The sequence below is a fragment of the Bdellovibrio bacteriovorus genome, from assembly GCF_001592755.1.
Lineage (GTDB): Bacteria > Bdellovibrionota > Bdellovibrionia > Bdellovibrionales > Bdellovibrionaceae > Bdellovibrio > Bdellovibrio bacteriovorus_E.
The window spans coordinates 251646-264966 of sequence record NZ_LUKF01000017.1 but is presented as its reverse complement, the minus strand read 5'-3'; the positions used below and the strand labels follow the sequence as shown (position 1 = coordinate 264966).

12 protein-coding genes are annotated in these 13321 nt (G+C 44.4%); 6 read left to right on the top strand and 6 right to left on the bottom strand.

The window, feature by feature from the left end; all coding sequences use genetic code 11:
- The first annotated feature begins 3 nt into the window (after positions 1-3).
- From AZI85_RS13655 to AZI85_RS13645, 3 genes are all read left to right on the top strand, one after another.
- The gene (locus AZI85_RS13655) at positions 4-474 is read left to right on the top strand and encodes an RpiB/LacA/LacB family sugar-phosphate isomerase (protein ID WP_063244582.1); all 471 of its coding nucleotides are present in this window, start codon (positions 4-6) and stop codon (positions 472-474) included.
- A 169-nt stretch (positions 475-643) separates the two neighbouring features.
- Positions 644-1891: a serine hydroxymethyltransferase gene (glyA, locus tag AZI85_RS13650; protein ID WP_063244581.1), complete on the top strand. Its 1248-nt coding sequence runs from the start codon at positions 644-646 to the stop codon at positions 1889-1891.
- A gap of 90 nt (positions 1892-1981) precedes the next feature.
- Positions 1982-2548 carry a M23 family metallopeptidase gene (locus AZI85_RS13645; protein ID WP_253720994.1) on the top strand — a complete coding sequence of 189 codons (567 nt, stop codon included), beginning with the start codon at positions 1982-1984 and terminating at the stop codon, positions 2546-2548.
- A 352-nt stretch (positions 2549-2900) separates the two neighbouring features.
- On the opposite strand, the gene AZI85_RS13640 is transcribed toward AZI85_RS13645, so the two are convergent.
- The gene (locus tag AZI85_RS13640) at positions 2901-3878 is read right to left on the bottom strand and encodes a hypothetical protein (RefSeq protein WP_081111023.1); all 978 of its coding nucleotides are present in this window, start codon (positions 3876-3878) and stop codon (positions 2901-2903) included.
- Positions 3879-4293: 415 nt separating this feature from the next.
- Here AZI85_RS13640 and AZI85_RS13635 point away from each other — a divergent pair, with 415 nt between their 5' ends.
- Entirely contained in the window at positions 4294-4593 is a 300-nt protein-coding gene (locus AZI85_RS13635; protein ID WP_063244580.1) for a hypothetical protein, read from the top strand.
- Between the two features lie 14 nt (positions 4594-4607).
- On the opposite strand, the gene AZI85_RS13630 is transcribed toward AZI85_RS13635, so the two are convergent.
- Positions 4608-5261, bottom strand: coding sequence for a hypothetical protein (locus AZI85_RS13630; RefSeq protein WP_253720993.1), 654 nt, complete (start codon positions 5259-5261; stop codon positions 4608-4610).
- Positions 5262-5438: 177 nt separating this feature from the next.
- Between AZI85_RS13630 and AZI85_RS13625 the strand changes: the two genes are divergently transcribed.
- Positions 5439-6074, top strand: coding sequence for a phosphatase PAP2-related protein (locus tag AZI85_RS13625; protein WP_172795338.1), 636 nt, complete (start codon positions 5439-5441; stop codon positions 6072-6074).
- Here the strand turns inward: AZI85_RS13625 and AZI85_RS13620 are convergent.
- Positions 6071-6823 (bottom strand): alpha/beta fold hydrolase, encoded by a 753-nt coding sequence (locus tag AZI85_RS13620; RefSeq protein ID WP_063244578.1) that lies wholly within the window; start codon positions 6821-6823, stop codon positions 6071-6073. The two genes, AZI85_RS13625 and AZI85_RS13620, sit on opposite strands and share 4 nt — an antisense overlap.
- Before the next feature lie 10 nt (positions 6824-6833).
- On the bottom strand, positions 6834-10826 hold the full coding sequence (locus tag AZI85_RS13615; protein ID WP_155724041.1) for an alkaline phosphatase family protein: 3993 nt from the start codon (positions 10824-10826) through the stop codon (positions 6834-6836).
- Between the two features lie 196 nt (positions 10827-11022).
- On the opposite strand from AZI85_RS13615, the gene AZI85_RS13610 reads away from it, so the two are divergent.
- Positions 11023-12237: an MFS transporter gene (locus AZI85_RS13610; RefSeq protein ID WP_172795337.1), complete on the top strand. Its 1215-nt coding sequence runs from the start codon at positions 11023-11025 to the stop codon at positions 12235-12237.
- A gap of 111 nt (positions 12238-12348) precedes the next feature.
- On the opposite strand, the gene AZI85_RS13605 is transcribed toward AZI85_RS13610, so the two are convergent.
- Positions 12349-12936: a YceI family protein gene (locus tag AZI85_RS13605; RefSeq protein WP_063244576.1), complete on the bottom strand. Its 588-nt coding sequence runs from the start codon at positions 12934-12936 to the stop codon at positions 12349-12351.
- Positions 12937-13108: 172 nt separating this feature from the next.
- Positions 13109-13321 (bottom strand): hypothetical protein (locus tag AZI85_RS17805; protein WP_216635869.1); only part of this gene is annotated, 213 nt, incomplete at its 5' end.

The window sequence follows — 13321 nt, the reverse complement described above, 5'->3', positions numbered from 1 at the left end:
AACATGGTTGTGTACATAGGTTGTGATCACGCAGGGTTGGATTTAAAACTGAAAGTGATGGCAGCCTTCCCCGACCTTCAATGGAAGGATTTAGGGACACACACACCCGATTCTATCGATTATCCCGATTACGCCGACAAAGTTTGCAAAAACATTGTTGAAGTAGAACTTCAAAACAAGAAAAACGGAGTTCAAGATTCACTTGAAGGTCCTGCTTTGGGTATTTTGATCTGTGGATCAGGCCAAGGTATGGCGATCCGTGCAAATCGTTACCCGCAAGTGCGCGCCGCTCTTTGTTGGGACGAAGATGTCGCTCGTCTTTCAAGGGAACATAATAATGCAAACATTCTTTGCATGGGGGCTCGTTTCATTGCGCCTAATTTGGCCGTGAAAATGATCAAAGCTTTTTTAGAAACGAAGTTTGCTGGCGGCCGACATCGAAATCGAGTCAATAAGCTCGAACTTCCCTGCTAGAAATAATTCCTCCTGAAACTGATCATTGGCGATGATAATGCCGATGTTGATTCCATTTTTTGCATCAGAAGCTTCAAAAGATCCTAACAGCGACACTGGTTGTTGAGGCTTTTCATTAAGTCCCATTCACGCAATAATCCTTCTAATCAGAAGCCATGAAGGAGCTTTTATGCATTCTACGTCTCAATCTTTAGCGCAAGTTGATCCTGAAATTTTAGCGGCGATTAACAAAGAATCAGATCGTCAGCAATTCGGATTAGAGATGATTGCTTCTGAAAACTACACTTCGCGTGCGGTGATGGAGGCTCAAGGCTCCATTTTGACAAATAAGTATGCGGAAGGTTACCCGGGAAAACGCTATTACGGTGGTTGCGTCAACGTCGACACTGTAGAAAGTCTTGCAATCGAAAGAGCCAAAAAACTTTTTGGTGTGGGTTTTGCGAACGTACAACCTCACTCAGGCTCTCAAGCAAATATGGCTGTTTACTTGGCGGCTTGTAAAGCGGGTGACACTATTCTTGGAATGGATCTTTCCCACGGTGGACATTTAACTCACGGTTCTCCGGTGAACTTCAGCGGACTTTTATTTAAAGCGGCTTCTTACAAGTTAGATGCTGAAACGGGTCGCATCAATTATGATACAATCCGCGCCACAGCGAAAGAAACACAACCGAAGTTAATTATCGCTGGTTACAGCGCCTACCCTCGCCTTTTGGACTTCGCAAAATTCAAAGAGATCGCAGATGAAGTCGGCGCACAGTTGCTTGTCGACATGGCTCACTTTGCAGGTCTTGTGGCGACAGGACATCATCCTTCTCCCGTTCCGTATGCAGACTATATCACGACTACTACGCACAAAACTTTGCGCGGTCCTCGTGGCGGTATGATTCTGACGAACTCAGAAGAAAAAGCGAAGACCATGAATTCACGCATCTTCCCGGGCATCCAAGGTGGACCGCTTGAACATATTATCGCCGGAAAAGCCGTGGCTTTCGGCGAAGCTTTAAAGCCCGAGTTTAAGCAATACAGCGAAAAAGTGATTCAAAACGCGAAAGCTTTGGCCGATGAAATGCTTTCTTTGGGCTTCAAACTTGTGACTGGCGGCACAGACAATCACTTGATTCTTGTGGATTTGAGCGATCGTGAAATCACAGGCAAAGTGGCGGAACATTCTTTGGATGAGGCCGGCATCACTGTAAATAAAAACACTGTGCCAAATGAAAAGCGCTCGCCGTTTGTCACAAGTGGTGTTCGTATTGGAACACCTGCTTTAACAACAAGAGGTATGGGCACTTCCGAGATGAAGCAGATTGCTAAATGGATTGCGCAAGTTCTGAATAATCCAGAAGATGTCGCAATGAAGTCCAAAATTCATGAAGATGTGAAGCAACTCTGCAAACAGTTCCCCATTTATTAGTATTAAAAGACCTGTGTCGTTTTGGAATTATCATCCGGTAATTCCAAAATAATGCTTTGGATCCGCGGGGTTATTAAGTATACTCAAAGCATGACACCAGGATGGAATCAGCTAGTTAAATTTGCAGGATGCATTTTCTTTGTAGGAGCGTTGGGCTCCTGCACCACTTTTCACACTCCCCTTTCACGCGAGTATTTCAAGCCGGGCGGCGCGTCTGACGCTCGCAGCACGGCTTCTGACCACAGCCCTTCGATACAACAACAGTTGACGTTTGATTGGCCCGTGGATCGCGCTCGTATGACACGTGGTTTTTTACCTAAGAAAAAACGCCCTCATTTGGGTATTGATTTGGCCGCTCCTAAAGGAACGCCGATTTTGGCTTCTCAATCAGGAACTGTGATCTATGCGGGTCGTGAGTTCCGTGGTTATGGAAAAATGGTTTTGATCGAGTCTGGCGATGGCTGGGCAACGCTTTACGCTCACTTTGACAAGATCTTGGTGTCGGAAGGCCAAAGAGTTCACCAAGGCGAAGTTATCGGCGCCATGGGCCGTACAGGACGCGCTACAGGCGTTCATTTGCACTTCGAGATCCGCAAAGATCGCGGTCCGATTGATCCTCTTCCTCTGTTGCCGATGTCAGCGACAGCAAAACTTTAAATCAAACTTCAAAAACCCACTGCAAAGTGGGTTTTTTCTTTCTAAGAAGACGAGCTTCTCGTGCCCCGTGCCCGCAGCGCTAATTTCTGTATAAAGACAGAATCCCCTATTTAAGATCCAATAAGGACGCTTTGTTTTGAATACTGTCCGTACAGTTTGAAACAAAGGAGAGATTATGACGTCGAAGTATCTGGTAGCTTGCCTTGTAGGTATCTCTTTATTCACCGGGGCGGCGATTGCAGACGCCTCCAGTTGAAAACAATCCTGAGAAAACAGAAGAGGAATAGACATAAAAAAAAACCCACAGCTTGTGGCCGTGGGTTTCTATTTCACTCAAATGAGCGAGTTCAAATTAGAACAAGTTCAAGTTAGCAGATACTGCAACGTTTGTACGGTCGTCGCGGATATCTTTAGGAGTGAATTGTACGTTTGGATAAACGTAGATATCACGAGTAACAGAGATACCGATACCAACTGATTGGTATGGCTCAAGTTGGTAAAGACCTTCTTCAGTGTAGTCTTCGTATCTAGCAAATTGGAAGTAACCGAAAACTGTTCTGAAAGAGAATGTATCGTTGAAAGTGTATTCCGCGAATGGGAACAAACCTACACCGTAGTCATAACGAGCATCAACTTGGTCCATTGCGCCTTTAGCGATGTCTTTATCGATAGAGATAGAAGCACCACCAGACCATTTAGAAGAACCGAAATCAGCAAGCACAGTTTGGCTTACAGATACGTTACCCAAAAGGTTGTAGTAATCAGTAGAATCTTCTTCAGTGTAGTGAGAGTAAGTCACGCTAGAGATCATTTGCATGTCGAAAGCGCGGTAACCGTGGCTGTAATCAAGGTACGGAGTAGAAACTTGAGAACGGCGTACTTTACGGTTTGAGTTACGAGGATCTTGGAAATCCTTCGTGATGTCACCGTGAAGAGGATCCATTACAACGATACCAGTACCGAAAGAAAGGTTACCACCTTTAGAAACACGGTAGTTAACACCTACGTTACCAGACAATTGAGTCAAGGACTCGATTGAAGCAGACGCGCGGTAGTTAGGACGGATAGCATCGAATGGTCTTTGAAGAGATCCACCGTTGTAGCCAAGGCTAGATTTGAAAGACCATTGAGATTTCGAACCAAGTTCAGAACGCATACGAGCATTCGTGATCTCTTCGTCGATATCTTTCTTTTGTTCTTCTTTGTTTTGAACGTCAGTCACTTTTACAGTGCTTGTGTTCGCTGTTTGGTTTTGTGCTTGCTCTTCTGCATGAGCAGCTACAGTAACCATAGTTCCCAAAATCAGTGACATCAAAATTTGTTTTTTCACTGGTTTCCCTTTCCTTAATGGTTTTTTGTTCTTGTTAAACTTCCCAAAAACTTTAAATCAAAAATCAAATTCACGTTCTTTCGGCACCCAAACCAAATGGGGCTGAAAAAAGGAGTCAAACTGGTCCCAAATTGGAGCCACCGAACCCTAATGAGCAAGTAAGGTGCCACGACTTCAGTCCCGTTTCAACACCATTTCTTAACTAAAACCTAAAATAAAAACCTCTTAAATTTGATCTGACGGAATTTGCTGGGTTCAAAGTGACTTTAGACACAGATGGCCAATGCTTAAGAATGAGTAATTCACAAACTCCACTGAAAAATATTCAGCTTTCATCACCCTTCCAATTCACTTGCAAAGCTACAAGTTGCCCAGCGCGTAAGAGCTTTTGATACTGAGAAGAACAGGAGGCCTCATGGACGAGTCGCAACGCCAACTCTATCTCGAGCGTGATTATCTTCATCAGATTGGTATTTCCTTAAACGCGGCCCTTTTTATTGTGGATCGCCTGACCGAGGAGATTAAAGAAGAGGAAGGGCGCTTAGAAACGGACTCAGAGATTGAAAGACTGTTTCATCATCTGGCCGATTATCTTCTTAAGATAGATTCTTTAGTGAAAACTCGAAACACACATCTTTCAGAAATTCTAAATGAAGAGATCGAAAAAGGAAAAACGGAGAGACTGCGCAAGAACTCTCCGTCACAACTGACTTAATATTAGAAGACAGACTATTTGATACGACCTGAACCGATCACGGCTTGGGTCGTGTTGAAGTAACCCACCATTCCTGATGGATCACTCACCCCGCCTGCGCCCACTAAAGGCAAAGACTCTTCAGGCTTAAACCATTGATAGCGATCTTCATCAGCAGGAGTTTGCTTGTCGAAGAAAACTCGCACGCCCTCTTGAATAAGCATACGATTGTTTTGATAGACTTCCATCGTTGCATAGTAGGGATTGCAAGTCGCGTTTCCACACATGGCATGGAAGGCTACAACATAACCCGCAATATCGACTCGGCCGTTAACTTGTTCCGTTCCTGTATGAGCCGTCGTCACAGGGACTTCTTGGTTATTCACAAGGATTGTTGAAACGACCACGCGAGGGCCTGGCTGACCTTCGGGAGTCCAATGACGAGTGACGTTGACAACATCCGCTTCTAAACCTTGCGCGGCAGCTTGTTCGCCAGCGGCTTGGGTTTTTGGGCCATCAACCACTTTTGCGCCCATTTTATTTCTTTGATAACGAGCTGCAAATTCGGAATCCTTTTTCGCGCACGCACTGAGGGACATTGCCGCTACTGCAAGAAGAGTGATGATTAAAAATTTAGCGTCTTTCATATACACCTCGATCTCTTCTTTACGGTGCAAAGAAAAAGCCATTGGGGAGTTCTTCTAATCTCCTGATATTTCTAACGATTCTCATTATAAGACGAAGACCTCAGAACGCCTTGAAGCGCCTGAAGACAGATTTTGTCGAGGGCCGCCCAAGGGATCTACAAGTTCTTCTTTTCTGAAAAGCAGCAATGGGCTATGGTGACCTCAAAGCAGGTGTGGGCTATGAGTTTGGTTATTAAAAGCTTGATCGCGGCAGGAGCTGTCGCCATTTGGTTATTCTCGCAAAAACTTTTGGGAAAAAGAAATCAGAAGCATGCGGGTGCTATTCATGATTCTGTTCATAAGTTCACCGACAAGATCAACGCCACTTTACAACATCACCCTTGGGGATCACGCGCGCTTTTAATCTCAAGCTCTTTGATTGTGGATGCTTTGGGGATCTTTCTGATTGCATCGGCTTTATTGGGCCCGTCCATCCGACCTCTTTTTGGATTGTTCTTTCTGTTCGCGCTTCGTCAGATCAATCAAGTCATCACCGTATTGCCTACGCCGGAAGGTATGATTTGGAAAGACCCGGGCTTTCCTTCCTTATTTGTGACTTACGGTGTTTCGAACGATTTGTTTTTCTCTGGTCACACGGCCTTAGCAGTCTTTGGTGCTTTAGAAGTGGCTTCTTTAGGCGGGCCCTTATTTACCGCGCTAGCTATTTTCATTGTGATTTACGAAGTAATCACTGTTCTTTTATTAAGAGCTCATTGGACGATGGACGTTTTTGCGGGTGCAGTCACAGCCCTGTGGATGTTCACGGTGGCAGAGAAGTTTTCTCCAGCCATTGATCAGTGGCTCACACAGTTTTAAATCTTTTCTTTTTCTAACCAGTTTTGCAGCTGATTCAGGATCCAGTGTGGGTCGTCCAAGAAAAGATCATGCCCTGCTTCGGGGTGCGTGATCAAAGGAAGATTCCATTTCTTTGCAATTCGCTCTGAGCAAGATGGATGCACGACCTTATCTTTACCCGACGATAAAACTAAGACCGGAATCTGGGGTTTTTCCCTTTGCGGAATCTGCGAAGCTAGCGCCAATTGCCACAAGAAGTTGGTAGGACGCAGTGGATACTTCTGACTTCGTTCGCCCCAGACAGGAGCCATGCTTTTAATTCGCTCTTCAGGAAGGAAGCTTGTCATCTTTAAGACGCGTTCTTCTTTTACGACGTGATCTTTCACAGCCGCGAGCTTTGCAATATTCAGAAATGCTCCTGGAGTCATTCGGCGATAAAAAGGAGAATTGTTAAGACTGGAGTTTACAAGAACGACCGCCCTCACCTCTTCCGGGTAGGTATGCGCCCATTCAAGCGAAAGCATTCCGCCTAAAGAAAACCCAAAAAGAATTTTTTTATTATTTGTCGGAACTTGGGAACGAAGACCTTCGATATTGGGTTTCACTCTCCAAGGAGTGGTCTTTTCAAAAAACTTTCCATTACCGATGATGTCCGGAGTATGCAGAAGATCTTGCGGGAAGCGGGTCTTCATTTCGGGCAGAAAATCCCACCAGTGAAATTCTTCACTGACGATGCCACGAATTAAGACCCACTCTCTAGAACCCGACATGAACTTCCTTTTATGGTTGGAAGCTCAATCCTTTGAAATAAGCTTCCGAAGAATCTTTCGCGTCGTTAGAGTCATGCTGGATAGTGATCGCTGCGATCTCCATATCATCAACTGAAACGCCCGGGAAAGCTTTTGCCAAGTCTTCAGCCAAGTTGCGCTGGTAGTTTTGTGCTTTACCCAGCATGTCTTGATTGTTTAGCAAAAGTTGTTTTGCCTCTGGCAAAGTCGCTACGACAATATTTTTGTTAGAGTACCAGTTTTCAAAAATCTGTCCGGCTTGTCTTTTTTCACCAGAAACTTCATCACCCCAGTAGTAACCGAAAAGAACAACCTTGTCATTCTTTGGATCTACTAAAGTACGATCGCCGTTCGCTTTACCAATACGAACTGTGAACCACACCTGGAAAGCAGAGTCATCAATGCCCGTTTTGCCTTTTACAGGGTCCGCGCCTTTAACACCCTTGGTTACAGCCAGCTTTAAGTTCATTTTTGAAAACTCGACCGGTGAAAATCTGTAGGCCAAAGTAGTCATGCGCATAGAGTTATTAACACTCTTCATCAAAGCCCATGGCTCGCCATTGTATTCCGCCGTAATATAACCAAAGTCTTTGTTGTCATCCAAACCACCCGGAGAGCGCGACTCGTAATTGAACTGGTGATCCATACGGAAGTGCACCATGTTCTTGTGATTGTACTCAATGTTAATGCCGTTTGGCATGTTCGCGCGAGTTGCTGGGCTGACTTTTTTCACCGCCATAATGTCTGGAAGTTTTTGTACATCCAACACCGCATACGGATCATAGCTTAACTGAGAGCTTGGAAGTTTTGTTTTCACTTCATAGCTTGATGCCGGGTCATTCACCGCCGGGATTAATTGACGGTTCAACTCGTGAGAGTTTCCGTACGGAAGGAAATCTACCAAGTGCTCAGCCTTTAACGAGTACACTTTCGCTAGACCGTCTTTTCCAAGACGAGCGTAGCTTTGAGTTTTGAAGGGATGACGATTCGCTTCAGCTAAGATCACTTGCGTGTTCCAGCGAAGATTTTCTTTGTCATCGGTCACATTCAATTCTGCCATCGATTGAACCAAACCTTTCATAAAGGCTTTTTGGTTAAAGCGAGAAGACAAGATACCTGCCAAGTGATCGGCTTTGATAGTTCCCATATCCAAGGCCATCAGCTTTTTCGGGAACTTCGAAGAAGACACCGTCACAACACCGTCATTGCTTTCATCAAACTGACCGATGATTTTCGTCGCTTTCATGAAGATGTGTGAATCTTCAGGATCACTTTCGAAAGTCACAGAGAAGTAACGAGTCAGACCAATGAGGGATGTCTCATTTTTTCTCCAGAAAGCTTCCATCGCTGTTGGCGTGATAGACTTAGAAGCTGTCTTTTCTGTTTTACAAACTTCAGGACCTTCATTTTCAGAAAGAGCTGAAACCAACGCGAAAGGAACGTCTGTTGTATTTAGGATGCTAGAGCCATGCAAAGGAGCCGCGACTGCCACGAAACCTTTTACGTATGTCGACACAAAAGAACCTGCTTTTGTAAAGGCATGAAGTGTATCAACAGCACCTTTAGAGTAACCCACGATCAAGTAGCGAGGAGCTTTATGACCGCGCGCTTGACGGGCCTTAAAATCTTCACGAAGGTATTTTAGAATGATCTCTGCATTGTAATCACTAGAGCATGTTGCTTCTACTGGTGGCGTGATGACACGTACACCCATTTCATCGCTGACAGCGTTGAGGCCTAGACTGAAGATTTCTCTGTCAAAGATGCTGTTATAGATGCCGGGAACATAAACTAGAGTCACGTCATCAAGTTTTTCATTATAGACTTTAGAAAGAGCCGTTGGGTAAACGCGTTCTTCCAACTCTGCTTCTTTGATAGCTTCTTTTAACAGAGATTGAACTTGGGCTACTTGCTTATTGCTTGGAGAATTTAGAGCTTTATAACTCTTAACCAAGTCAGATTTATTAGAAGTCCACGTGCGAGCAAATTGCAGATCGCGAGTTTCAGGGATGTAAGGCTTTTCCTGAACCACGATGGATTTTTCTAAAAGATATGGCATTTGGTACATCTTCATCACGGCACGTTTTGCCGGAAGGATGTATTGTTTAAATTTATTCAAAGTAGAATCTAGGCCTGTCGCCCCTTCTTCTTGCTTCCACTCAATACCCGCACCTTTAGAGTCTTGCAATAGACCTACTTTTTCTTTTACTTTTTGCACGCGCGGGTCATTCATCAAGTTATCAACTGAACCTGAAGTTAGAACTGCATCCGTGACCGCACCGATATCTTCAGGGCTGATCATTGTTGTCACGTCGAACTTACTGATATCAAAGCTCATTGGAGTCAGAGCTTGAGATGGCGATTTCTGGAATGGATCGAATTTGAAAGCATCCATGAAACTTTTCATTTCTGAAACTAGGAAATACGGACGCGTGTCAGAAACGAATCTTGAAATATGTTGGAAGATGCGTTTTTGCGAAAGATTTTTTGCTTCCGTCTCTACACCGCGAGTGGCATTTTTCACAACGTCTTCAAGCGCTTGCTGAGCTGAAAAATCAGAACGGCGAGATGTTTCTCCGAAAAGGGATTTAGGTTCAATACCAAGGTAAGGAAGAATGTCTTTAGAACGGATTTGACCAGGGATCGCTCTTTTATTTGAAGCCATCAATCCGTAAGAAGATGAAGCCGTCAATGAACCGTGTGTGCGGTACATTTTTGTAAATGCGCCCAATGAAGAGTTGATATAGTAACCATCTTTTAAAGTCAGGATGAAATCTGGGAAGTCGAAGTTTCTTTCGGAAGCTGATTCGACCAAACGATAGATCGCGTCTGGGTATAATGAGTTTTCAGAAGCTTTAACTAGATCTTTAGGCTGGATGGCTTTGGGAGCCGCTTTCGTAGAAATATACTCTTTGTCGATGCGAAGAGCATTTCCAGTCTCGGCATAGTAGTAATAAAGTTTGTTCTTTTTATCGTACTGAATGACGGCGCTTCCTTGTTGAGAAGTCACGGCCATCAAAGTTTCACTTTCGTTATTACGATTGATAGTCACTGCAAGATCGAACCAGTTTTCCTTACGGAACTCTCCGATCAAGTTTTGCATGTTTTTGCGGTCTTTTAGATAAACGGGGGCCCAGGTTCCCAATGCCATAAGAGGGACAGCCACATCTTTTGAATCTTTCAGTTGTTGAACATTATTAAGACCCGCTCTTTGAATTACGTCTCCAATGTTAACGCCTATTAATTCTTCTTCAGGCTTACCTTCTTGGAATCGTCCGATATTACCGTGGTCCGAAACTAGAACCACTTCAACATCTTGGCCTTTGTCTTTATAAGATTTTAAAAGACGCTTTAATTCAGCATCAAGAATGCGCATGACTGGGAATAAGCGGTCCTTTTGAGTGTGCGCTGTAGAATCAATCGCACCGATATAGCCAGTTAGGAACTGCTTTGGTTTAGCAGCAATAAGGTCATCGACAACTGTTTTGATTTCTAGTTTTGGAACTTCTTCTGTTGGGAAATACATCAAGGCTTCAACATACGGATTAAAGAAAAACTCAAAAGCGCCCATGTAGTACTTCGGAAAAGAAAGGCGACGATAGTAATCGCGAGGATCACCTTGCACGGATTGAGTGGCATCATCGAAATAAGTCGCTTCCACAGATTTGATACGACCGGCATTACCGAAGATGTCTGCCGTGTGAGTCACGGAGGCCCAGGAAAGATCTGTCATAGAAGGAAATGGAGCTACGTGCGCACCTGATTGTGAGAACTCCTTAAAGAGACCTTCGCGTTGTGCGGCTTTGAAAGCGTAATAACTAAGTCCGTCTACGCCGATCACAATTGTTTGTACCTTTTGCGGAGCCGCTTCGGCCTTTTTCCAAGGCATCGTGAAAGCGTGAGCCTGAGAAACCGGTGCCGCCATGCCTACGATAAAAGTGCTCGCCATCGCCATTGTTAAAGCTTTAAAGGTACGGATCTTCATAGAACCCTCCTGAACAAAAAATTCGTCTCAACATGAATAAAGGCAAGGAGGGTGCCATAGGGGCTCCCCTATAAGTGAGCTGGCATGTCTCGGTCTGAGATAGCGACAATTTAGGACTGCTATTGATAGGAAATCAGACGTCACAAAATGAGAACTTGCCAAAGAAGAAATCCAGGCGCAGATAAAGAGCATGCCTTTGGATTTTAAGAAACTCGTCAGTGCCCGCTTCTTCTTTACTTTCGCCGTGCAAATGCAAGCCGTCATTCTTGGGTGGCGTATTTATGATCTCTTGAAAGATCCGTTGTATTTAGGATTTATCGGCTTAACGGAGGCGATTCCGGCGATTGGCTTTGCTCTGTATGCGGGATACCTGGTGGATCGTTTACGCCCCTTGATGGTTTATCGTCGAGTCATTTTCGTGAGCTTGCTTTCAGGTCTCGTGGTACTAGCGGAGCATCTTTTCGCACACGACATGAATGTGTCTACTCAAGTGGGGCTTCTATACTTCGCCGCTTTCTTAACGGGTCTTGCCCGTGCGTTTTCTCAACCGGCGATCTTTGCGATTGTGCCAAGACTGGTGGAGCGCGGTCTTCTTATGCGCGCCAGTGCTGTTTCAAGCTCGGTGATGCAAGTAGCCCGCATCGGTGGGCCTGCGGTTGGTGGATTGATCTTTGGCTTCTGGGGACCTGTCGCCTCTTCAAGTATTGTTTGCATCTTGTTGGTGATAGCTTCAGTTTCTCTGATGTTAATTCGTAAGGACTTACCAGCACCGGAACAAACCGTGCAGCATGCTTCAATCAAAGATGAACTTCTTTCTGGCGGAAAATTCGTTTTCAAACACCCGATTCTTCTGCCGGCCTTGTCTTTGGATATGATCTCGGTTCTTTTTGGAGGCGTGACCGCCCTTCTTCCCATCTTCGCGAATGAAATTCTTTTTGTAGGACCCAAAGGACTAGGCATATTAAGAGCGGCACCAGCTATCGGTGCAACCATGATGAGTCTTTACTTATCTAGAACAAATGGAATGCGCACCGGACGATGGCTTTTAAGTGCAGTTACCGGTTTTGGTTTTTGCATCTTGGTGTTTGGCTTAAGTACGAATTTTTATTTATCTGTAGCTGCTCTAGCGCTCAGTGGAAGCTTCGACAGCATCAGCATGGTGATTCGCTCTGCCGCCGTCCAGCTGTCTTCCCCGGATCATATGCGTGGAAAGATCTCGGCCGTGAATTCAATCTTTATCGGCTCATCAAACGAAATTGGCGAACTTGAATCTGGGATAGCCGCAAAGCTTTTAGGAACTGTGCCCGCTGTTTATTTTGGTGGGATCATGTGCATTCTGACGGTCGGATTGATCGGCTATCTATCACCTTCTTTGCGGAAACTGGATCTTGAAAAACTTCAGGCGACTTAATGTTTCTCTTTTAGATTCATCGTTAAAAAATTAACAACGAGTATCGTTCGTTGAATAAAAAAAAGCCCCGCATATTTAGCGAGGCTTTTTTTTAGAATTCAATTTTCTGAATTACTTCTTAGCAACCAGGTTCAAGTTCAATTCGAACTCATCGCTGATGATTTTATCGCCAGCAAGTTCTTTAAAGAAGTTGCCTGAACCGTATTTGATACCCCATTTAGTACGGTCTACTTTAACAACCGCAGTGCCAGTGACAGTATCTTTACCCACAACAACTTTCGCTGGGAACTCGATAGGTTGAGTCACACCTTTGATCGTCAACTCACCTTTGACAGTGACTTCCTCTTTAGATTTTGGAGTCACTTTAGTAAGTTTGAAAGTAGAAGTCGGGAATTTTGGAACGTTAAAGAAGTCATCGTTAGAAAGGTGACCCACAAGTTTCTTATTGTATTCAGCATCCTTCACATCGTTGTTTGTGATAGTAGCCATATCAATAACGATATTAGCTGATTTCAACTGTCCTTTATCAACAGTCACATCACCTTCTTTAACCGCGATAGCGCCATCATGAGCACTTCCAACTTTCTTAGTGCCCTTCCAAGCAACAGTCGAAGCCTTCGTATCAATTTTATAAACATCAGCCGCCTGAGCAGAAACAGCCGAAAGAACCAACAATGCACTCAAAACTAGTTTCATCATTTTCTCCTTAAAAGATGTCGTTCAATGTTGTTGAACAAACAAACTATTTCGTAATTAAGAAAAGAGATCAACCTTCGACAAGAAGAATAAAACTAAGATCCATAAACCACTCTCAACACCCTTTCAAAATCCCAACCCAAAGTCGCTACAAAGAGCGGCCATTCACATTCCCCTAGACCAAAAAACAAAATGAATCCCATCTAAAAAAACAAATTCTCCAAATCAAAAAAACCAAAAGTCCCCTGGCACCTTTTGGAAAAAATAAAAAAATGAAACACAGCAGTACAAAAAAGAAGCAGGCACCTAAACGCTGGCGCGGCCACAAAAGCCCTGCCCTATATTCCCCTTCACCCTGAAACGCCGTGCAACTTTTTATGGAAGAGCT

Excerpts from the sequence above, each read along its gene's own strand:
- AZI85_RS13625 (WP_172795338.1), top strand. The coding sequence starts at position 5,439 with ATGAGTTTGGTTATTAAAAGCTTGATCGCGGCAGGAGCTGTCGCCATT.
- AZI85_RS13655 (WP_063244582.1), top strand. The coding sequence starts at position 4 with ATGGTTGTGTACATAGGTTGTGATCACGCAGGGTTGGATTTAAAACTG.
- AZI85_RS13615 (WP_155724041.1), bottom strand. The coding sequence starts at position 10,826 with ATGAAGATCCGTACCTTTAAAGCTTTAACAATGGCGATGGCGAGCACT.
- AZI85_RS13620 (WP_063244578.1), bottom strand. The coding sequence starts at position 6,823 with ATGTCGGGTTCTAGAGAGTGGGTCTTAATTCGTGGCATCGTCAGTGAA.
- glyA (WP_063244581.1), top strand. The coding sequence starts at position 644 with ATGCATTCTACGTCTCAATCTTTAGCGCAAGTTGATCCTGAAATTTTA.
- AZI85_RS13630 (WP_253720993.1), bottom strand. The coding sequence starts at position 5,261 with ATGGCTTTTTCTTTGCACCGTAAAGAAGAGATCGAGGTGTATATGAAA.
- AZI85_RS13605 (WP_063244576.1), bottom strand. The coding sequence starts at position 12,936 with ATGATGAAACTAGTTTTGAGTGCATTGTTGGTTCTTTCGGCTGTTTCT.
- AZI85_RS13645 (WP_253720994.1), top strand. The coding sequence starts at position 1,982 with ATGACACCAGGATGGAATCAGCTAGTTAAATTTGCAGGATGCATTTTC.
- AZI85_RS13635 (WP_063244580.1), top strand. The coding sequence starts at position 4,294 with ATGGACGAGTCGCAACGCCAACTCTATCTCGAGCGTGATTATCTTCAT.